Here is a 20,870-nt window from a genome sequence, read left to right on the forward strand (position 1 = left end):
GTGAGGAGCGGACATCTCGTGGTGCCGAGTCGTTAAAGTGCTGAGGCCCCGGAGCGCTCGCGCGTCCCAGGGCCTCAGCGTTAGCTCGCAGATCAGGCGACGGTCACCGGAGTGTCCATCACGCGGCCCTCCGGGACCTCGCGCACGCTGCCGGTGATCGTGAACGCCCCGGTCAGCGGCAGGTCCTCACTGCTGGTGCCAAGCTCCACGCCGAAGAGGCCGGGCTCCACGATCCGGCGGTGATCAGCCCCCGTGAAGGAGGTCCGGTCCGCGTGCACCGTGAAGGTCACGCGCCGTGACTCGCCCGCGGCCAGGCGCACCTTGGCGAACCCGGTCAGCCAGCGGCGCGGGCGCACCACGGACGCCACTTTGTCCTGCAGGTAGAGCTGCACCACCTCAGCGCCGTCGCGTTCGCCCGTGTTCGTCACGGTCGCGGAGATCTCCACAGTGCCGTCGGCCGCGATCTCCGAGGCGGAGAGGCCCAGATCCTGCACCGCGAACGTGGTGTAGGACAGGCCGTAGCCGAACGGGTACAGCGGCCGCGGATCCAGATTGGAGACGCCGTCGGAGAACCAGCCCAGCGGCGGCGTCAGGTACGTGCCCGGCTGCCCGCCCACGTGGTCCGGGATCTGCACGGGCAGCTTGCCGGACGGGTTCACCGCACCGGTCAGCACGTTGGCCACGGCGTGGCCGCCTTCCTCGCCCGGCATGAACGCCTGCACGATCGCCGCCGCGCGGTCCGCGAACGCCCCCAGCGAGTAGGGGCGTCCCGTGACCAGCACCAGCACGGTCGGCGTACCGGTGGCCAGCACGGCCTCCACCAGGTCCGCCTGTTGGCCGGGCAGGTTGAGGTCGACGACGTCGCACCCCTCGCCCGAGGTTCCGCGCCCGAACAGCCCGGCCAAGTCGCCCACGGTCACCACCGCGATCTCCGCGTTCTGCGCGGCCTCGACGGCCGCCGCGATGCCCGCCTCGTCCGGGTCGGTGAAGTCCACGCCGCGCTCGTACGCGATCTCCGCGCCGGCCAGCGACTCCCGCAGGGAGTCAAGGATCGAGGCGATCTCGATCCCGTGCTCGTCCTCGCCGAAAAAGCGGGACAGCACGTGATTGGTGAAGGAGTAGCAGCCCAAGTGGGTGCGGGGCTGGGAGGCGGACGGCCCGACGACAGCGATGCGGGGCGCGCTGCCCGCGTCGCCCCCGGCGGTGGCGGGCGGGGCGGCTAGCGGCAGGACGCCGTCGTTCTTGAGCAAGATGATGGACTCCTCGGCCATCCGCCGGGCGTGGGCGCGGTTGGCCGCCGAATCGAAGTCCACGGTCTCGCCGTCCCAAGCGCCCTCGGGATCCCAGTCGTCGTCCAGCAGGCCGAGCTCCGCCTTCTGGGTCAGCACGCGGCGCACGGCCGTGTCGAGTACGTCGGCGGTGAGGCGGCCATCGGCCACGGCCTGCGCCAGGTTGCGGAACGCATTGGTCTCCGGCAGTTCCACGTCCATGCCGGCGGCGAGGGAGATGATGCCAGCCTCGTCCTGGTCCTCCGCGATGCGGTGCATCGTTTCGAGGAAGCTAACGGCCCAGTAGTCGGAGACCACCGTGCCCGTGAACCCCCAGCGCTCCCGCAGCACGTGGGTGAGCAGGCGGTGGCTGGCCGCGGGCGCCTCGCCGTCGATGTCCGAGTACGAGTTCATGACGGACTTCACGCCGCCCTCGCGGACCGCGCGCTCGAACGGAGGAAGGATCACGTCCTCGAACTCGCGATGGCCCATCGGCACGGGTGCGTGGTTGCGCCCGGCGCGGGAGGCCGCGTAGCCGGCGAAGTGCTTCAGCGTCGCGTGCACGCCGGAGCCCTGCAGGCCCTGCACGTAGGCCGTGGACAGCTCCGAGACCAGGTGCGGGTCCTCGCCGAGCGTCTCCTCGACCCGGCCCCAGCGGTAGTCCCGCACGACGTCGAGCACGGGGGAGAGCCCCAGGTGCACCCCGACCTGGTGCATGTCCGCGCCGATGTTCCCGGCCATCGTCCGCACTAGTTCCGCGTCCCAGCTGGCGCCCCACGCGATCGACGCGGGGTAGCAGGTGGCGCCCAGCGTGGTGAAGCCGGTCAGGCACTCCTCGTGCGCCAGCGCCGGAATGCCGAAGCGGTTCGCGGCCACCACCTGGCGCTGCAGATCAGCCAGCCGGGCCCGTCCCTCGGTGGGATCCAGGGGCGCCGAACCGAACGCGCGGGTGATCTGGCCGAGGCCGCCGTCGATCTCCTCCTCAAAACTCACGCCACCGGAGAACGTGTCCTCCATCGGCGCCACGTTGGCGTCGCCGTCGTTATTGCGCTCGGCGGGGCGGATCCAGGACGAGCCCAGCTGGGCGACCTTCTCCTCCACCGACATCTCGCTCATCAACGCCTCGACGCGCTCGGCGATCGGCCGCCCGGGCTCGCGCCACACGGCCGTGGCGGACGGGGTGCTCACTGAGTTGCTCATGATTTCCTTTGCCTTGGATCGAAGTCGTTACTTGCTAAAGCCGGCCGTCAGGCCCGCCACCAGCTGGCGGCGGCCGATGATATACGCGGCGAGGATGGGTACACAGGAGAGGACGACGGCGGCCAGCACCGCCGGAATGTCCACCGCGAACTCGCCCTGATACGTCCAGAGGGACAGCGGCAGGACCCGCACCTCTGAACTTTGGGTCAGCACCAAAGGGAACAGGAATCCGTTCCACACCTGCAGCGCGTCATAGATGCCCACCGCCATGATCGCCGGCTTGGACAGCGGCAACACCAGCTGCACAAACATCTGCCAATGGCTGGCGCCGTCCAGCGTCATCGCCTCGTACAGGGAGGAGGGGATGTCCCGCAGGAAGTTGGTGAGGATGAGGACGCTGATGGGGATGGCGAAGGCGATGCCCGGCAGGATCAACGCCAGCAGGGAGTCGTAGAGCCCCATCTGCACAATCAGGTAGTACACGGGGATGATGGTCGCCTGAATGGGGATAGCGATGCCCAGCAGGAACAACCGGTGGCTGAACTTCGCCAGGGCCCCGCGATTGCGGACAATCACGTAGCTCGCCAGTAGCGAGATCAGCAGTACGACGCCGACCGTCACCACCGTGATTAACGCGGAGTTGAAAAAGTACAGGGCGAAGTCGTTCTCGAGGACGCGGCCGTAGGCAGCGAACGTCAGCTCCTCGGGCCAGGCCAGCGGATTGGTCCCGAAGTACTCCTGCCGCGGCTTCAGGCTGGTGACCAGGATGTAGTAGATCGGGACAATGGTGACTAAGAGCCAGAAGGTCGCCGCGAGGCCGCCGAGGACGTTGGGCGCTTGCCCGCCCGTTGTACGCAGTTTCATCACGCGCCCTCCTGCTGGCTTTCCATCTTGTCCGAGCCGCTGAGCCGGTTCAGCAACAGGGAGATCACGAGGCCCACCACCACCAAGATCACGGCGATCGCGCTCGCCGGGCCCATCTGGTAGCTACGGAATCCGGTGAGGTACATGTCCAGCGGCAGGATGCGGGTCGCGTTGCCCGGCCCGCCGTTGGTCATGACGAACACCAGGTCGAAGTAGGTCAGCGAGCCGACGATCATGAGCGTGGAGCTGGTGATCACGGTGTACTTGATCTGTGGCAAAGTCACGGAGAAGAACGTCCGCACGCGCCCGGCGCCGTCGAGCATGGCCGCCTCATACATGGAGGTGGGGATCTGCTTGACGCCCGCCTGGTACAGCAGGGAGTGGAAGGGCACGAAGCACCACGCGATGACGAAGATCAGTACGTAAAACACCAGATCCGTGCTGCCGAGCCAGTCTTGGCTCAGCAGCGGGATGTTGAAGGCATTGGACAGGCCAAAGTTCGGGTCCAGCAGCGCCTTGAAGGCGATGCCGACGGCGGCCGCCGAGAACAACAGCGGCAGGAAATACAGCACGGAGTACACGGCCCGGTACTTCTCATTCCCGGCCATGAAAACGCCCAACAGGATGGAAATCGGGGCCTGGGTGATGTAGGTCAGCACGGTCATGGCGAACGTCAGCCACATCGCGTGCAGCGTGACGGGGTCCGAGAAGACGGTGCGCCAGTTGGCGAACCCGGCGAACGTCGGCGTGCCGAGGCCGTCCCAGTTCATGAGGGACAGCACGGCCACGCCGAGCAGCGGAATCAGAGCGAAGACCGTGAAGAAGATCAGGGCCGGGGCGAGCATCCAGGTGCTCGGCCCCGTGCTCGTCCTCCGCCGCTGGCGCGGGCGCGAGGGAACAGTGGTGGAACTCATGGGCACTCGGTTACTTGATCGTCGCGTTCATGTTCTCGACGAACTGGTCCGGGGTGATGGAGCCCTGGAAGATCTGCGAGAGGTTGGTCAGCAGTTCCTGCGCCTGATCGGGAGCCAGCGCCTGGTCCCAGGAGAGCTGGAAGTTCGGGGCGTCCTGCACCATGGAGTACGCGTACTCCAAGAAGTCGGCATCCTCGCTGGCTGCGATGGCCTCCTCGGCGCCGTCGGTGGAGGGGACGAGCCCGAGGCTAATGAACTCGTCGATGGACTCCTCGTTGAGCGTGTATTCGTTGAGGTAGTCGAACGCGGCCTGCTGGGCCTCCTCGGAGGCATCGGCGGACACGGCCCAGAAATTGGCCGGGTTGCCGACGATGTTGGCCGGATCTCCCGCGCCGCCCGCAATGGTGGGGAACGGGGCGAAACCCAGGTTGCCTTCCTCGTACCACTCAGGGGCATCGGCCTTGAAGCCGGCGTAGACCCACGAGCCCTGCAGGAGCATCGCGGCCTTGTCCGTGTGCACCAGCGCGGCGTCGGCATTGGCGTCGGCGACCACCGAGCCGAAGGAGTCTCCGAACCCGCCGGCGTCGACGAGCTCCTGAATCTTGGTCAGGGCCTCCGCGACGGCCGGGTGGCTCCACGCGTCCGGCTCGTTGTTGGCGATGGCGTTGAAGACTTCCGGGCCGCCGATGCGGTCAGTCAGGTACTGGATCCACATCAGGTAGGGCCACTGGCTCTGCCCGGCGACGGCGAACGGGGTGATGCCCTCGGCCTTGAAGGCCTCCACGACCTCCAACGTCTCCTCCCACGTCGTCGGCGGTTCGACGCCGACCTGGTCAAAGAGCTTCTCGTTGATGTAGAGCACCACGGGCTGGGTGGAGTTGTTCGGCACGGCATACTGCTTGCCGTCCACTTCGCCGCCCTTCTCGATCGCCTCGATGGCGCGCTCCTCCAGGTCATCCACGTGCCCGGTGAGGTCCACGACGTTGCCGTTGGCGACGTAGTCGGCGAGCGTGCCGCCGGACCAGTTGAAGATCAGGGTGGGGGCGTTGCCGGCGCCGACGGCCGTGCGGATCTTCTCCTTGTAGGCGTCGTTGGCGAAGAATTCGGAGGAGATCTGTTGTTCCGGGTTGGCCTCATTCCAGGCATCGAACGACGCCTGGAAAGCGTCCTGCTGGGATCCGGTCAGCGTCCAGGCGGAGAAGCCGCCCTCGCCGTTGTCCCCGCCGGCACCGCCGGGCTGGGCTCCACCGCAGGCGGAGAGGGCGAGCGGGGCGATCAAGGCCGCCGAGGCGAGGACGGTGCGGCGGAGCCGGCGCGGCCGGCTGGTGCGGCGATTCTGGTGCTGCTGGAACGACATCGTGGGTGCCCCCTTGGACTGGTGAACGAGTTGGTGGTCCCGCCGTGGTTTCGCTCGAAATTTTCGTAAAACCCCTTGCGGCCAGAACACGATAGGGTGTGTGATGAGTCACGTCAACAACTCCGCGCAGATTTGTTTCGATCCGAAACGAACGGGCGGATCATCCCGCTGAAAGGTGAGCACAATGGCGAAACCGCGCTTGATCGACGTGGCCCAGGCGTCCGGGGTGTCCGTGTCCACGGCCTCCAAGGCGCTCAATGGCCGCGCTGACATCAGCGAGGAGAGTCGCCGAAAAATTACGAAAACCGCTGCGGACATGGGGTACTCAAGTCCGCCCCGAGTTTCGCAGCGGCAGGCGCCGCCCCGGCTCACGGTGGTCTTCGATCACTTCAGCAGCCCCTACGCGGTGGGCATCCTCAGTGGGGCCGTGCACGCGTCCAAGCGCGCCGGCGTCGAGCTGGTGACGACCACCATCGTGGGCGATTCGGCCACCCACCGGGTCCTCTCCACAGCGTGGATGCGGGAGCTCGTGGCACAGGGCAGCCGCGGGCTGATTGTGGTGACCGCGCCCGTCTCCGATGCGCGGGTGCGCTGGTGTCAGCAGAACCGGCTGCCGCTCATTCTCATTGACCCCGCGGCCCCGAACCACGAGCACGTGGTGGCGATCGGCTCCACCAACTGGAACGGCGGCAAGCAAGCGGCTCAGCACCTGCTCGAGCTGGGTCACCGGCGGATTGGCATGGTGACGGGCCCCTTGGAGTCGATCCCGGCCGGCGAACGCCTTCAGGGCTTCCGCTCCGCCATGCAGATGGCCGGGTGCGCGGTGGACGAGGACCTCGTGACCGGCGGCGGGTTCACGCCGGAGTCCGGCCGCGTGGCCGCGCTCAAGATGCTCACCCGGCCGGAGCGGCCGAGCGCCATCTTTGCGGTGTCCGACGACGTCGCCCTCGGTGTGCTGCGCGCAGCGGAGGAGCTGGGGCTCAGCGTGCCGCAAGACCTCTCCGTGATCGGGTTCGACGACACGTCCGCGGCGTCGTGGATGTCGCCGCCGCTGACCACCATCCGCCAGCCGCTGGCCTCCATGGGCCAAGTCGCGGTGGAGCGTGCCCTCGCGCTGTCCAACGACCCGGAGCGCTTTGCGCACCCCTTCCAGCTGGAAACCCGTCTGGTCACGCGCAAGTCCACGGCCGCACCGCCGGGGCGGGCGGGCTAGGGGTTACCGGCCGACGGCGTAGCCCTGCTCGCCGCGGGAGTTCGCGGCCGCGCCCAGCACGCCCGTCGCCGGATCCCGCGTCACCACGGAGAGCCGCCCCAGCGCCCAGTCGCCCGCCCGCGTGAGCTCGTGCCCGCGTGCGGTCAGGTCCGCGAGGACGTCCTCGCCCAGCCGGTCCTCCACCACGGCCCCGCGTGGGGTGAATTCCCGCGGGAAGAAGGAGCTGTGCAGGTGGGTGGTGTGCAGGGTGGGCGCGTCGATGGCCTGTTGCGGCGTGTATCCGCCGATGAGCACGCGCAGCAGAACGGGCAGCTGCCATTGGTCCTGTTGGTCGCCACCGGGGGTGCCCAGCGCCATGATCGGTGTGCCGCCGCGCAGGACGAGGGTCGGCGTGAGCGTGGTGCGCGGTCGGCGCCCCGGTGTGAGCGCGGACGCCGTCTGCGGTTCCAGCCAGTTCGCTTGCAGCCGGGTGCCGAGGCAGAAACCCAGCTCCGGAATGTGCGGGGAGGATTGCAGCCAGCCGCCGGACGGCGTCGCGGCGATCATGTTGCCCCAGCGGTCCACCACGTCCAAATGGCACGTGTCCCCGCGTGTGCGCCCCTGCGGGTCCGTCTCGAGGTCCTCGGCGGTGGCGTTCCGCCCGGCCGGCCTCACTTGGACGGTGGGCTCACCCGCGCCGCGGTCATCGACGACGACGCCGGCTCCCGGCACGCTCGCCGGCGGGACCTCCCGGCCCGGCAGCTGGCCAGGACGCGCGACGGCGGACGCGGTGTCCTCGATCAGTCCGCGGCGCGCGGCGGCGTAGTCCTCGCTGAGCAGCAGCGCCAGCTCGGGGGCCGTCAGGTCCTCCCCGTACCAGGCGTCCCGGTCGGCGAAAGCGAGCTTCAGGGCCTCCAGGATGGTGTGCGCGCCGTCGGCGGACGCCGGATCCAGCAGCGCGTCGTCGTACCCCTCCAGAATCTTCAGGGCCTGCAGCAGCACCGGGCCCTGGCCCCACGGGCCGGTCTTGGCAACGGTGAAGCCGCGGAACTCGGCGGTAGTGGCGGGTTCGTAGTGCGCGGCAAAGCCGGCGAGATCCTCGGCCCTGATGACTCCGGCGTGGTCCTTGCCGTCCGAATGCCGATGCGGCGTGCGGGCCGCGGCTTCAGCGGCCTCACCCACGCGCTGCCGCCAGAGCGCCCGGGCGGCGTCGATCCCGTCCGCGCGGTCCGCGGCCGCCTCCGCCGCCTGACACATCGCGGTCAGCAGGTCTGCGTAGGCCGGGTTGGTGATGAGCTCCCCGGGCAGTGGCGCGGTGCCTCCCGGCATCCACCGCTCGGCGGAGGTGGGCCAGTGCTCGCCGAAGAGGTCGGCGACGCGCTCGACCGTGCGGCAGACGGCCGCGAGCACGGGGTGACCGTTGCGGGCATAGTCGATCGCGAACTCGAGCGCCGCGGGCGCCGTCCACGTGCCGTGATCCCGCAGTAGCGTCAGCCAGGCGTCAACGGCGCCCGGGATGGCGGCGGCCAGGGCGCCGGACCCCGGGATGAGGTCGAGGCCCTCGGCGCGAAAGTGCTCGATCGTCGCGCCGGCCGGGGCCGGGCCCTGGCCGACGAGGACGGTGGGCTGATCCGGGTGCTCGGCGGTGGTGAACACCGCGGTCATGTCCCCGCCGGGACCGTTCAAGTGGGGTTCGACGACGTGGAGGACAAAGGCGGCGGCCGTGGCGGCGTCGAACGCGTTGCCCCCGCGCTCAAGGACGGCCTGCGCCGTGGCGCTGGCCAGCCAGTGCGTGGAGGAGGCCATACCGAAGGTGCCGGTCACCTCCGGGCGGGTCAGCGGTGACGGTGGCGGCGTGAAGGACGGATGGTGCTGCTGCATGCGAAGCCTCTGCGTCGGGGATGGGCGCGGAACTGATGGCCCGGGGAGGCCAGTTGGCCGTAATCTACCTCACGCCTTGCCTGCTGGGCCTTGATCGTCGCCGCCCAAGCGCTCGACGAGGGCCGTGGCCCTCTCGAGGTCCGTGGCCATCCGGTCTCGCCGGGCTGCGAGTCCCTCCGCGAGCTCGAGCAGGTGGGCGCGCGCCGCCTCATCCGCCGGGTCCGCGGCGCGCGCGTCCATCGCATCGAGAATCTCCCGCATCTGCTCCAGCGAATAGCCGAGCGGCTTGAGGGTGCGGATCGTCAGCATGCGCTGCAGGTCGGACTCGGAATAGTGCCGGTACCCGCCCTCGGTGCGGGACGCTGGCAGGAGGCCCACGTCGTCGTAGTGGCGGATGGTCCGCAGCGAGAGGCCAACGGCCTCGGCCAGTTCGCCGATCTGCATGAGACTCCTCGGGGGTGGGTTGCGTCGCGCCCGCGTCACACTCGCCCAACCCTCACGTAACGTTAGGGTACGCTGGAGGGGTCCGCAGGCGGCCGTACGGCCCGATGCCCGTGACGCGGACACTGAACACATCCAACCACACCGCAGTGGACCCGCCCGCCGTGTACCCCCTTGCCCGAAAGGCACCCATGTCGACCACCGCCGAGAAGGCGACGCTGACCCCGCGTGAGCGCCAATCCGTGCTGCGCACGCTCCGCTCGCCGCGCCTGCTGAAAACCGAAGTCCTCGCCGGTCTGGTGGTGGCGCTGGCGCTCATCCCGGAGGCCATCGCCTTCTCCATCATCGCCGGCGTGGACCCTCGGCTCGGCCTGTTCGCCTCCTTCACCATGGCCGTGACCATCGCGTTCGTGGGCGGCCGCCCCGCGATGATCTCCGCGGCCACGGGTGCCGTCGCGCTGGTGATCGCCCCACTCGTGGCCTCGCACGGGATTCAATACTTCCTCGCCGCCGTCATCCTCGCCGGCGGCCTGCAGGTGGTGCTCGCGCTGGTGGGCGTGGCCAAACTGATGCGCTTCATACCGCGCTCCGTCATGGTGGGGTTCGTCAACGCGCTGGCCATCCTGATCTTCTCTTCCCAGCTGCCGGAGCTCGGCCTGAACACCGAGGACTGGACGTGGCTCGGCGTGCCGTGGATGGTGTACCCCATGGTCGCCGTCGGCCTGCTGATCGTGTTCGGCCTGCCCAAGGTCACCCAAGTGGTTCCGGCCCCGCTGGTGGCCATCATCGTCCTGACCATCTTTGCGGTGGTTGCCGGCGTCGAGGTGCCCACGGTGGGGGACAAGGGCGAACTGCCGGAGGCCCTGCCCGCGCTGATCTTCCCGGACGTCCCCCTCAATGTCGAGACGCTGCAGATCATCTTCCCGTACGCCCTCGCCATGGCGTTCGTGGGCCTGCTCGAATCCCTCATGACCGCCAAGCTGGTCGACGACATCACGGACACGCACTCCAACAAGACCCGCGAGTCCTGGGGTCAGGGCGTCGCCAACCTCGTGACCGGCTTCACCGGCGGCATGGGCGGCTGCGCCATGATCGGCCAAACCATGATCAATGTGAAGGCCTCCGGTGCCCGGACGCGCATCTCCACGTTCCTCGCCGGCGTTTTCCTGCTCATCCTGGTGGTCACCCTCGGCGACGTCGTGGCCATCATCCCCATGGCCGCGTTGGTGGCCGTGATGATCTTCGTGTCCATCGCCACCTTCGACTGGCACTCGATCAGCCCCGGCACGCTCAAGCACATGCCCAAATCGGAGACCGCGGTCATGGTGGTCACGGTGATCGCCACCGTGCTGACGCACAACCTCGCCATCGGTGTGGTGATCGGCGTACTCATGGCCATGGTCCTTTTTGCGCGGCGGGTGGCACACTTTGTCACGGTCCAGCGCCGCGAGCAGGGCGAGGGGGACGACGCCGTCGCCACCTACGTGGTGGATGGGGAGCTGTTCTTCGCCTCCTCCAACGATCTGTACTACCAATTCCAGTACGCCACGGACCCGCAGCGCATTGTGATCGACATGCACGCGTCCCACCTCTGGGATGCCTCCACCATCGCCACGCTGGACAACGTGCAGCAGAAGTACGAGTCCTACGGCAAACACGTCGAGGTCGTCGGCCTGAACCAGGCCAGCGTCGAGATGCGCGAGCGCTTGGCGGGCAAACTCGCCGGCCACTAGGGGCCCGGCCCTGTGCAAGGTTCGCCTCCGGGTATAGCCTGCAGGCATGAACACGCAGGATTGGTCAGCCCTCTGGGCGCAACTAGACACCGAGCGTCCGGCCGGCGCGGTCACGCTCACCGCGGCCCCGTTGGACGTCGAGGCGCCGAGCGCGCTGCCGGGCGAGTACGCCCTGTTTGACGCGCCGTTCGATGAGTATGAGGTCGCCGAGCTCACGCATTTCGACCGGCCGATCGCTCGCGGGCGCGTTGCCAGCGCGGGAGCCATCGCCGTGATCGCCCCCGTCACGTCGGTGCCCGGTGACCAGGGAACGGGGGCGGACGACGACGCCGCGGTGGACGCAGCGCACGTCGCCGCCGTCGTCGAACACCTCGCGCAGACCGCGCACACCGAGGGCGCGGATGTCCTCTACGCCGTGGCCGGGCCGGCGCAGGTCGAGGTGCTGCGCGGGATGGGGTTCGCCGACGCCTAACCCGCGCTGCACGAGACGACGACGGCCGCCCACCTCCAAAGGTGAGCGGCCGCCGTCGTGCGTGGCTGGGGCAGCGTCAGTTGCCCTTCTCGTACACGTCCGGGACACCGGACTTGTCCGCGTCCACCGCGGCCTGCTCCTCGACCCGCTTGTAATAGCGGTTGCGGGAGCCGAGCAGGATCGCGGCGAGGATCGCCGCGATGAAGGAGGCGGAGAGGATGGCCACCTTGGCGTGGTCATTGTGCGGGCTCTCCAAGCCGAAGCTGAGCTCCGCGACCAGCAAGGACACGGTGAAGCCGATGCCGGCCAGCAGGCCGACGCCGATGAGGTCCACCCACTTGATCGAATCGTCCAGCTTGGCCTTGGTGAACTTGGCCATGAGCCACGTGGTGATGACGATGCCAATCGGCTTGCCCAGCACCAGGCCGGCCACGACGCCGATGGTGACGGTGTCCGTCAGCGCGGAGACGAATCCTTCCGCGCCGCCGATCGCGACGCCGGCGGAGAAGAACGCGAAGACGGGGACGGCGAACCCGCTGGAGAGCGGGCGAATGTTGTGTTCCAAATCCTCGGCGAGCCCGTGCTTGGCGCCCTTGGCCTTGCCCTTGGCGCTAATCATGACCGGCACGGTGAAGCCGAGCACCACGCCGGCGATGGTGGCGTGGATGCCGGAGGCGTGCAGGAACACCCACGCGATGAAGCCGATCGGCAGCAGGATGACCCAGGAGGCCCACTTCTGCGTGCCGAAGAAGTGCCGGAACTTCTGCGCCAGGATGGCGTAGATGATGACGGGGATGAAGAACAGCAGCAGCGGGGTGACCTGGATGTCCTCGGTGTAGAAGATGGCGATGATCAGGATGGCGATCAGGTCATCGACCACGGCGAGGGTCAGCAGGAAGATGCGCAGCGGGGACGGCAAGTGGGAGCCGATGATGGCCAGCACGGCGACGGCGAACGCGATGTCCGTGGCCGTGGGGATGGCCCACCCGTGCAGCGCGGTGTCCGAGCCGAGGTTGATCAGCGCGTAGATGCCGGCGGGGATGACCACGCCGCCGATGGCGGCCATGACGGGCACCATCGCCTTGGAGGGGTTGCGCAGGTCGCCGGCGACGATTTCCTTCTTCAGTTCCAAGCCGACGAGGAAGAAGAAAATGGCGAGCAGGCCGTCAGCGGCCCAGTGGCCGATGCTGAGATCGAGGTGCCAAGGCTCGTAGCCGAAGTGGAAGTCGCGCAGGTTGAAGTAGGACTCTGAGGCGGGGGAGTTGGCCCAGATCAGCGCGATGACGGCGGCGGCCACCAGGAGCATGCCGCCGACGGTCTCCTTGCGGAGGATCTCGCCGATACGCAGTGACTCGGAGTAGCTGCCGTACCCGATCAGCGTTTTCTGGTCGCCGTCCTTGGGATTGGGCTGTGGCGTTTCTGCCATAAAAGTGTCAGTCCTTCAGGGGTCGTTGAATATTTTGCCGACCAGTCTTCCCGGCTCTCCTACCCATCAGTCTAGTTCAGGGGCGCTCGCCCGGCTCAATTAAGCTGGCGGGGTGAGCCACGATCAAACGCCCGCGCCCGGCGCGGAGGAGAACGGTACGACGACGCCGCAGCCGGAGAGCACCCACCAAATTGGTGTGGGGCCGTGGGATGGGCCGTGGCCGGAGGGGGACCACTGGGACGAGGACCTGCTGCGCGAGGGCGATCGGCGCAACGTGCTGGATCACTACCGGTACTGGAAACATGACGCGATCGTTGCGGAGTTGGATACGCGGCGGCACGCGTTCCACGTGGCCATCGAGAACTGGCAGCACGACCTGAACATCGGCACGGTGGTGCGGACCGCCAACGCGTTCCTCGCGGCCGAGGTGCACATCATTGGGCGTCGGCGCTGGAACCGGCGCGGCGCCATGGTCACGGACAAGTACCAGCACGTGCGCCACCACTCCACGGTGGAGGAGTTTGTGCAGTGGGCCCGCGGCGAGGGGCTGGCCATCATCGGGATCGATATCTTCCCGGATTCGCAGCAGCTGGAAACCTACGACCTGCCGCGGGAGTGCGTGCTGGTGTTCGGTCAGGAGGGTCCTGGCTTGAGCGAGGAGGTGCACCGGGCCGCGGGCGCCACCCTCTCCATCGAGCAATTTGGATCGACACGCTCGATCAACGCGGCCTCCGCGGCGGGGATCGCCATGCACGCGTGGATCCGGCGCCACGTCTTCGGCCAGCACCCGTAGGCCGCCGCGGCGGGCCGCCGTCGTCGTACCCCGCAACACGCCCCCGCGCGGGACATCGGCTGGCCTAGGATGGGAAAAGACAGTGTTGTCCCGACCCATTGAATGCGAGACGTCAGGAGACGGTATGCCCATCGCTACCCCGGACAAGTACAACGCCATGATCGACACCGCGAAGAAGGACGGCTTTGCCTTCCCCGCCGTGAACGTCACCAGCTCACAGACCCTGAACGCGGCCATCCGCGGCTTCGCCGAGGCGGAGTCGGACGGCATTATCCAGGTTTCCACCGGTGGCGCCGCCTACTGGTCCGGTTCCTCCGTAAAGGACATGGTGGTGGGCTCGCTGGGCTTCGCCGCGTTCGCGCGTGAGGTGGCGAAGAAGTACGGCGTGAACATCGCCCTGCACACCGACCACTGCCCGAAGGACAAGTTGGACGAGTTCGTCCTGCCGCTGCTGGCCGCCTCCGAGGCCGAGGTCAAGGCGGGCCGGGACCCGATCTTCAACTCGCACATGTGGGACGGCTCCGCCGAGACGCTCGAGGACAACCTGCGCATCGCCGCCGAGCTGCTGCCCCGCACGGCCGCCGCGAAGCAGATCCTCGAGGTGGAGATCGGCACCGTCGGTGGTGAGGAAGATGGCGTGGAGAATGAGATCAACGAGAAGCTCTACACCACGGTTGAGGATGCCCTGGCGACTGTCGACGCCCTGGGCTCCGGCGAGAACGGCCGCTTCATCACGGCGCTGACTTTCGGCAACGTGCACGGCGTCTACAAGCCGGGCAACGTGAAGCTGCGCCCGGAGATCTTGGCAGACATTCAGAAGCAGGTGGGCGCCAAGATCGGCAAGGATTCGCCGTTCGACTTGGTGTTCCACGGTGGCTCCGGCTCCACCGAGCAGGAAATCGCGGATGCCGTCTCCTACGGCGTCATCAAGATGAACATCGACACGGACACCCAGTACGCGTTCACGCGTCCAGTGGCCGGGCACATGTTCTCCAACTACGACGGCGTCCTGAAGGTCGACGGCGAGGTTGGCAACAAGAAGACGTACGATCCGCGCGTGTGGGGCGCCAAGGCTGAGGAGTCGATGGCCGCCCGCATCGTCGAGGCCGCTCAGCAGCTCGGCTCCGCCGGAAAGAGCATCAAGTAAATGAGCCAGATCGGTCAGAACCTGCTCGGCATCCCGGAGACGAATCTGCCGGAGGAGCCGGAGGTGGACGCCCTGTTCGCCGCCGGCACCGAGGCCGTGGACGTCGCGGCCCAGCACCCGACGTCCTCGCTGGCCTGGGCGCTCCTGGCCGACGAGGCGTACGACGGCGGCCATTACGTGGAGTCCTACGCTTACGCACGCGTGGGCTACCACCGCGGGCTCGACGCCTTGCGTAAGGCGGGCTGGCGCGGCCAGGGGCCGGTGTTGTGGACGCATGAGCCCAACCGGGGATTCCTCCGTTCGTTGTATGCACTGGGGCGCGCGGCCGCCGCGATCGGTGAAACGGACGAGGTGGAGCGTATTACGTCGTTCCTGAATGACTCGGACCCGAACGCCAAGGCGGCCATCGAGGCCTAGCTGCGCACCGGCGTCGTACCGCCCAATACAGCACCGTGCCTGGCCCTTCCCACCGTGGGGAGGGCCAGGCACAGTGCTGTGTGACGGCGATGGGGAGTTCTCCCCATCGCGGCCGGTGGGTGGTTGCACTAGTCTGGTGACTAATTCAAGAGGCAGGGCCTGTGGACCGCGTTTGAGGAGCAAAGATGGCAATCGAGGGGTGGACCGTCTCCAGCGCTGCGAGCAAGATCCAGAATGACGCGGTGGATGGTGTGGAACCATTTTCCACGATGGAGACGAAAGCGGAGACCGCCATCTCGGAGGCCGCTGAGGCGGCCGAGCATTTCGAAATTGGCGCGGCTCTAGACTCGCTGCTGACCAAGTTTCTCAGCAGTAGCATCTCGGGGGCCACCAATAGTGGCAACTACATGGTCGAGGCGCTGGGTGATGCGATCGAGGCTTATGAAGCCGGCGACCAAACCATGGCAGCGGAAGCTGAGAAGGCTATGTACAAGTCTCCCGACTTCGCGGGCGAGCAGAAGTAGTAGAGGGGACTGACGCAGATGACCGTCTCAACGACCAACCTGCCCGAATCCTGGCCCGATGCCGAGGCCATTAACAACGCCGCCGAGAAGGTACGTAAAGTCGGGACTCGGTCGCGTGAAATTTACGATGACGTGGCGACCACGTGGTCGGGGCTCTCTGGTGCCGGCGTGTTCGAATCCCCGCACCAAGCTCAGGTGTTGGCTGCTCCTACCAGCAGCGTTGAACCGTTTATCTTGATCACGGAAACGTCGACTGAAAACGTGGCCAAGGCGCTGGAAGACTTCGGGGAGGCTATGGGACCCGACAACAAACAGCGGTACGACGACGTGCTGATTGTTGCCCAAGCCCATAACAACATCTCCTTCAGTTCCGAGGAGGATAAGCCGGAGAACTACCACTCCGATCAGGTAGCCATTCAACGGGAAATCGATCAGGTCGCCACGCTGTATGACGAGGCGGTTCAGGACTGTGCGCGCGCCATCAACCAGGAGAACCCCATGCGGGATCTGCCGGCGGGCGTGGCCGGTGCGCACGCGACCTATAAGAACGTCACCAAGTACCTGAAAAAGGCGGGCGTGCACTCGGCGAACTTTAAGGTCCGCCGAGGCCAGTTGCTTTTCGTGTACAACACCGAGGTCAATCCCTACCGCAAGCAGTTTCCGACGAGCTTCAAGATCAATCGGAAGATCTTGGAGGGGCTCCATGTTCCTCAGTCCTATATTGATCGCCTGACCGGCGAGTTCAAGGGCAAACATAAGACGTCGTACGGGCAGTTCGAGCGCTGGCTGGAGAAGGCGGGCAAACGCACGCCGCTGGGGCTCTTGTTGGCCAAGTACCCGCACCTGAAGAGGACGCGGATCAAGTTTGACGGCATGAACATTCGGGCTCGGGCGGCCGTGACACCGACGACGGGCATGAAGCCGCTGCCGTCAAATAGCAAGATGAGCAAGACGAAGCTGACGAAGGCCTTGGAACGCCTGAACAAGCTCCAGAAGACACCCCTGCTCAAGGGCGTGGCCGTCGTGAGCGCTGGTCTGAACGCCTACGACAACTACACGGACGCGTACGCCGACTCGATGCTTCGGGATCCGGATAAGACCCCTGCGGAGCACCGACAGCAGGCCGTGACGGATGCCGCGATCAAGACCGGCGCCGAAACGGTCGGCGCTACGGTGGGTACAGCGGTCGGCCGTGGAGTGGGTGCAGCGGTGGGACAGGCCATCATCCCGATCCCCGGAGTAGGCGCCGCAGTCGGTGGATTCGTTGGCGGTTTGGCCGGCGGTTACCTAGGCGGAAAGGTCGGTGGTTTCGTCGGGGACCAAATCAACAATTTCCTCCATAGCGATACGGGAGAGAAAATCGTCGACGGGATTAAGGACGTGGGATCAGCCGCCGTGGATAAAGGTAAAGAAGTGCTCAGTTCTTTGAATCCGTTCGACTGATGCTGGAATTCATCATCGCGGCCATCTTCGTCGCGCCCTTCGCAGTCCCCTGCCTTCTGTATGGCCTCTCCGCGTGGCGGGGGCGGCGGCGTAAGTGGGCCCTGCAGGAACCCGCGGCCATGATCTTTACTAAGCGCAACGTTTTGCCCCTGCAAATCGGTGTTGCCGGTGCCCTCATGGTGCTGGGGGTCCCGGCGCTCACGTCAACCCTGATGGGGGCTGAGGTCGCCGATGACCTCTGGTTCTGGACGGTCATCGTTGCGTTCCCGGTGCTCATGTATACACACTTCTGGTGGCCGGATGTCGCGCTTCCCGCCTGGTACAAGGCATGGTTGAGGCGAGGCGGGGTGACGGTGGACGATCAGGGGCATGAGCACGCCGCACCACTGTGGGGTCCGGATGAGCCGCGGCCTGATAAAGAACGCTGAGTGAATTGCCATCGAGAAAGGGCGGACGTGAAGACTATTCAGGGCTGGCGAGGCATTCTCACCTTCGACATCGACGAGCCATGGATTGCTGTGGAAGCGCGGCCCGAGGTTGAGCTGATGGCTACGTTGCCGCCGGTGGAGGGAGAGTTCGTTCCCAATATCGTCGTGACGGTCAACCCCTTCGATGGAACGTTGGCGGACTTCAGCCGGCGCGCTCTGGCTGCCGTTGAGCGTGATTTGCGAGAAGGCCGCATCGTGGATGTGGGTGACTGGGCCTACACCTTTGCGCCTGACGCCCCAGACGGGACAACGCCGGTCGACGATTACGGTGTCCCCGCAGCTGAACACGTTGGTCGCGTTGTGGAATACACGCATCGCGCTCAAGACGGGTCCACCGTCTACGGCGCGGACTACCTGATCCTGCTACACGGGTGGGCCATCCAGGCATCGACGACGACCTCGTTGCCAGCTCGGTTGATATTTGATGACGTTCTGCAGGACATGGCTCGTTCCGTGACCGTGTTGCGCGCACCTGAGGAGCAGGATCAGTCGGAACTGACGGCCATGGCTGCTGCGGTTCAGGATGACGTGGCAACTTCCGTTCTGGGCGGAGACCGCGAGGCGTTGTTCGACCATACGGCTGCCGGATCCACCATCGGTGAAGGCGTCTGGATGACCGGTGAGGCTCTCCAGCGGACCGCTGAGCTGCAAGAAGCGGTGGTGGGCCGACTGGGCGCGGGCAAGGACGCCGTTGTCCGTGAACTTGAACGCTTGGGCGTTCTTGAGAATGGGCGCCTGGGTGATCTTGGTGAAGTAATTTCCGTGGCGCTCACAGATGCTCAAGTGCGCGTCCGGCTCACAGGACGGTTTACCCGAGGAGAGACGCACTTCCAGGCGTTCATTATCGGCTCGGTAGCGGTTGTAGCCGCCGAGCAAGGGTATGGGCCCCGAGTGTTGAACCAGCCGTGGCATCCTGACGATCCGGCACGCTTCAACGTCCAAATCCTTCCACTCGCCGAGCTCTCCTCTGCCATGTTGCGATGGGTCGGCGCAGGACCTGCCTGGAATCTGCACTTGGAAGAGCCGACCATCACTCCGGACGTCTTTGAGGAACGGTTGGCCGGTGAGGCGGTCTCGCAACCGGCAGACGGTGCGGTTCTCTCAGAGGTATGGCAGCAACCGTGGTTCACCTGGGTGTTGGAGATAGAGATCAACGATCCGGACATGACCCAGCGCGAGTTTCCGCCGCTGACTTTCACAAATACGGGTCCTCGCGGTCACTACAGGGTGGGAACGCTAGAAATGGACGACGAGTCGACCACCACCTTGCGTTCCGGCGATGTGCTCCTGTGGCCCACGGAGTCAGGATTCATCTTTAGGCAGCTGGAGGACTACCTGCAAGCTGCCATTCTGGGCCGGCCGCTCGTCCTCGGGTAGAACGATGGTGTGGTCCGGAAGGCCTCCTGTAAGCGCCGTCCGAACCACTCACTTCTGACGTCTGACGAGATCACCAACTAGGAGTAGACCACTGTATTTTGGGCCAACTGAAATTGCTTTTGCTGTGGCCATGTATGGCGTCTTGGGATTGATGGCCGGCATGGGTGTCCGGGCACTGTCAGGGCGCCGGCGCGCGTGGGCGGTGAAGCCGCCCTACAACTACACCCAAGTCTCCTCCCGCAATTCGTGGCCGTTCATGATGATCGGTATCGGCGCGGTCGCCGTGCTGTCGCTTCCCGCGATTTACTTTGAAGGCGTCGGTAACGAAGAAATGCGACAGTTGTGGTGGAACCTGCCGTTTATTTGGCTGCCGTTGCCGTTCATCGCCCTCTCGTTTTTCTGGTGGCCCGCGAAGCTCGCGCCGAGGTGGTACCGAGAGTGGGTGGCGCGTGGCGGTACGCGTGACGTCATGCCATGGACCGAGGAGGAGATCCGGGCGATTCGGCAGGAACCGCCCGGACGGCGTCGGGAGAGAACGCTGAAGGACATTGAGAAGAGTAGAGAGCTCGTGTCGGGAGAGGATCGTCCGTAGCGACGAGCCGTGCCACCGCCGCATAGAATCGAGGGCGGCGCCGGAGGTCCCGTTGCCAGGCACGTCGAGAGGAACCGCACGCAGTGGCGAAGCTGTATTTCCGGTACGGGGCAATGAACTCCGGCAAGTCCACGGGCTTGCTTCAGGTGGCCTTCAATTATGAGGAGCGCGGCCAGCGCGTTCTCGTCGCCAAGCCCGCGATCGACACCAAAGGCGACCGCAGCATCGTGTCGCGGCTCGGCCACTCCCGGGATGTGGATTTCATCGTCCAGCCGGAGGACCACCTGCGCGAACTCTTCGCCAACTACGCCGCCGGCGACGATCCGGAGGCGCTCGTCACGCACGTCGACGTCGAACCCGTGGCCTGCCTCCTCATCGACGAAGCCCAGTTCTTGACGCCGGACCAAGTTGACGACCTGCTGCGCATCGCCGTCCTCGACGGCGTGCCCGTTCTGGCCTATGGAATCCGCACGGACTTCCGGACGGTCGCCTTCCCCGGTGCCGCCCGGCTCATGGAGCTGGCCCACACGGTCGAGGAGCTCAAGACGATCTGCCGGTGCGGGCGCAAGGCCATCTTCAACACGCGCCGCATTGACGGCGAGTTCGTGTTCGACGGCGCCCAAGTGGCCATCGACGGCCAAGACGTCACCTACGAATCCCTGTGCGGTACCTGCTACCTCGAGGCCTCCGGCGGGCGGCTCGGCTGACGCCGCGCTAAGTCGGCGCGGGGTACGACGCCGCTACTCGCCCGCCGCGCGCCCGTTTCCGGCGTCGTGGGCGACGGGAGGCAACAGCCCATCCAGCGCGCGTTCGAGGGCCCAGCGGTAGTCCGTGGCGCTTCCGGTGATCTCGAAGTCGGCCCGGTTCTGTGCCTCCGCCACCGCGCCAAGTACGTGATTGACCACCAGCGATTGGGCGCTGGCGGCCCGCTCGGGGGTCAGCCCGGCGGCGGTGAAGGTCTCCGTCATGCGGGTCAGCGGCGCCAACCGCTCCGGGGCCAGCACCCGCGCCACCTGCACCACCTCGGCACTGTCCGGAACGGGCAGGAGCAGTGTGTGCAGGCTGGAGCCGAGGTGCAGGATGTCTCCGCGCCACGTGGCCGCGGCCGCTGGTGGGCGCGCCGCCGTTCCGGCGGTGAGCGCGGGGGAGCTCAGCAGTTCCGCGGCAACTTCCACCAACAGTTCCTGCTTATTGCTGACGTGCCAGTACAGGGCGCCGACCTGGACGTTCAGGTCCCGGGCGAGGCGACGCATCGAGAGGTCCGCAAGGCCGAATTCGCGCAGGATGCCTACCGCGGCGCCCACCACCGCCTCTCGCGTCAATGCCATGCCTCACAGTCTA

The 20,870-nt window shown here is 66.5% G+C and carries 20 protein-coding genes; 12 read left to right on the top strand and 8 right to left on the bottom strand.

Annotated features, from left to right (window positions below):
* Window positions 1-92: 92 nt before the first annotated feature.
* Genes IW252_RS08555 through IW252_RS08570 form a run of 4 tightly spaced genes read right to left on the bottom strand, consistent with a single transcriptional unit; the run spans window position 93 to window position 5,603 of the window.
* The gene (locus IW252_RS08555) at window positions 93-2,468 is read right to left on the bottom strand and encodes a glycoside hydrolase family 3 N-terminal domain-containing protein (RefSeq protein WP_196836167.1); all 2,376 of its coding nucleotides are present in this window, start codon (window positions 2,466-2,468) and stop codon (window positions 93-95) included.
* Between the two features lie 27 nt (window positions 2,469-2,495).
* On the bottom strand, window positions 2,496-3,332 hold the full coding sequence (locus IW252_RS08560) for a carbohydrate ABC transporter permease (protein ID WP_196836168.1): 837 nt from the start codon (window positions 3,330-3,332) through the stop codon (window positions 2,496-2,498).
* Complete coding sequence (locus tag IW252_RS08565; protein ID WP_196836169.1) at window positions 3,332-4,246, bottom strand: carbohydrate ABC transporter permease; 915 nt, start codon at window positions 4,244-4,246, stop codon at window positions 3,332-3,334. Before IW252_RS08565 ends, IW252_RS08560 begins: the two co-directional genes overlap by 1 nt.
* A 10-nt stretch (window positions 4,247-4,256) precedes the next feature.
* Window positions 4,257-5,603 carry an extracellular solute-binding protein gene (locus tag IW252_RS08570; protein ID WP_196836170.1) on the bottom strand — a complete coding sequence of 449 codons (1,347 nt, stop codon included), beginning with the start codon at window positions 5,601-5,603 and terminating at the stop codon, window positions 4,257-4,259.
* A 184-nt stretch (window positions 5,604-5,787) separates the two neighbouring features.
* On the opposite strand from IW252_RS08570, the gene IW252_RS08575 reads away from it, so the two are divergent.
* Window positions 5,788-6,816: a LacI family DNA-binding transcriptional regulator gene (locus IW252_RS08575; RefSeq protein WP_196836171.1), complete on the top strand. Its 1,029-nt coding sequence runs from the start codon at window positions 5,788-5,790 to the stop codon at window positions 6,814-6,816.
* 3 nt (window positions 6,817-6,819) lie between these two features.
* Here the strand turns inward: IW252_RS08575 and IW252_RS08580 are convergent, their stop codons facing one another.
* Both IW252_RS08580 and IW252_RS08585 read right to left on the bottom strand, forming a co-directional pair.
* Complete coding sequence (locus tag IW252_RS08580; RefSeq protein WP_231365961.1) at window positions 6,820-8,676, bottom strand: gamma-glutamyltransferase family protein; 1,857 nt, start codon at window positions 8,674-8,676, stop codon at window positions 6,820-6,822.
* 69 nt (window positions 8,677-8,745) lie between these two features.
* On the bottom strand, window positions 8,746-9,120 hold the full coding sequence (locus IW252_RS08585; protein WP_196836172.1) for a MerR family transcriptional regulator: 375 nt from the start codon (window positions 9,118-9,120) through the stop codon (window positions 8,746-8,748).
* 188 nt (window positions 9,121-9,308) lie between these two features.
* Here IW252_RS08585 and IW252_RS08590 point away from each other — a divergent pair, with 188 nt between their 5' ends.
* On the top strand, window positions 9,309-10,850 hold the full coding sequence (locus IW252_RS08590) for a SulP family inorganic anion transporter (protein ID WP_196836173.1): 1,542 nt from the start codon (window positions 9,309-9,311) through the stop codon (window positions 10,848-10,850).
* A 46-nt stretch (window positions 10,851-10,896) separates the two neighbouring features.
* On the top strand, window positions 10,897-11,322 hold the full coding sequence (locus IW252_RS08595) for a hypothetical protein (protein WP_196836174.1): 426 nt from the start codon (window positions 10,897-10,899) through the stop codon (window positions 11,320-11,322).
* A 76-nt stretch (window positions 11,323-11,398) separates the two neighbouring features.
* Here the strand turns inward: IW252_RS08595 and nhaA are convergent, their stop codons facing one another.
* Window positions 11,399-12,748 (bottom strand): Na+/H+ antiporter NhaA, encoded by a 1,350-nt coding sequence (gene nhaA / locus IW252_RS08600; RefSeq protein ID WP_196836175.1) that lies wholly within the window; start codon window positions 12,746-12,748, stop codon window positions 11,399-11,401.
* Between the two features lie 112 nt (window positions 12,749-12,860).
* On the opposite strand from nhaA, the gene IW252_RS08605 reads away from it, so the two are divergent.
* From IW252_RS08605 to IW252_RS08645, 9 genes are all read left to right on the top strand, one after another.
* A complete protein-coding gene (locus tag IW252_RS08605; RefSeq protein WP_196836176.1) occupies window positions 12,861-13,541 on the top strand; it encodes a TrmH family RNA methyltransferase in 681 nt (226 codons plus the stop codon).
* 124 nt (window positions 13,542-13,665) lie between these two features.
* Window positions 13,666-14,688 carry a class II fructose-bisphosphate aldolase gene (gene fbaA / locus IW252_RS08610; protein WP_196836177.1) on the top strand — a complete coding sequence of 341 codons (1,023 nt, stop codon included), beginning with the start codon at window positions 13,666-13,668 and terminating at the stop codon, window positions 14,686-14,688.
* Complete coding sequence (locus IW252_RS08615; protein ID WP_196836178.1) at window positions 14,689-15,105, top strand: DUF3151 domain-containing protein; 417 nt, start codon at window positions 14,689-14,691, stop codon at window positions 15,103-15,105.
* Window positions 15,106-15,290: 185 nt separating this feature from the next.
* Window positions 15,291-15,629 carry a DUF6507 family protein gene (locus IW252_RS08620; RefSeq protein WP_196836179.1) on the top strand — a complete coding sequence of 113 codons (339 nt, stop codon included), beginning with the start codon at window positions 15,291-15,293 and terminating at the stop codon, window positions 15,627-15,629.
* An 18-nt stretch (window positions 15,630-15,647) separates the two neighbouring features.
* The gene (locus IW252_RS08625) at window positions 15,648-17,072 is read left to right on the top strand and encodes a hypothetical protein (RefSeq protein WP_196836180.1); all 1,425 of its coding nucleotides are present in this window, start codon (window positions 15,648-15,650) and stop codon (window positions 17,070-17,072) included.
* Window positions 17,072-17,500 carry a hypothetical protein gene (locus IW252_RS08630; protein WP_196836181.1) on the top strand — a complete coding sequence of 143 codons (429 nt, stop codon included), beginning with the start codon at window positions 17,072-17,074 and terminating at the stop codon, window positions 17,498-17,500. Before IW252_RS08625 ends, IW252_RS08630 begins: the two co-directional genes overlap by 1 nt.
* 27 nt (window positions 17,501-17,527) lie before the next feature.
* Complete coding sequence (locus IW252_RS08635) at window positions 17,528-18,937, top strand: hypothetical protein (RefSeq protein ID WP_196836182.1); 1,410 nt, start codon at window positions 17,528-17,530, stop codon at window positions 18,935-18,937.
* A 142-nt stretch (window positions 18,938-19,079) separates the two neighbouring features.
* Entirely contained in the window at window positions 19,080-19,529 is a 450-nt protein-coding gene (locus tag IW252_RS08640) for a hypothetical protein (RefSeq protein ID WP_231365962.1), read from the top strand.
* Between the two features lie 83 nt (window positions 19,530-19,612).
* Complete coding sequence (locus tag IW252_RS08645) at window positions 19,613-20,236, top strand: thymidine kinase (protein ID WP_196836184.1); 624 nt, start codon at window positions 19,613-19,615, stop codon at window positions 20,234-20,236.
* A 33-nt stretch (window positions 20,237-20,269) separates the two neighbouring features.
* Here IW252_RS08645 and IW252_RS08650 read toward each other — a convergent pair whose 3' ends face one another.
* The gene (locus tag IW252_RS08650) at window positions 20,270-20,857 is read right to left on the bottom strand and encodes a TetR/AcrR family transcriptional regulator C-terminal domain-containing protein (protein ID WP_196836185.1); all 588 of its coding nucleotides are present in this window, start codon (window positions 20,855-20,857) and stop codon (window positions 20,270-20,272) included.
* Between the last annotated feature and the right edge of the window lie 13 nt (window positions 20,858-20,870).

The sequence above is a fragment of the Zhihengliuella flava genome, from assembly GCF_015751895.1.
Lineage (GTDB): Bacteria > Actinomycetota > Actinomycetes > Actinomycetales > Micrococcaceae > Zhihengliuella > Zhihengliuella flava.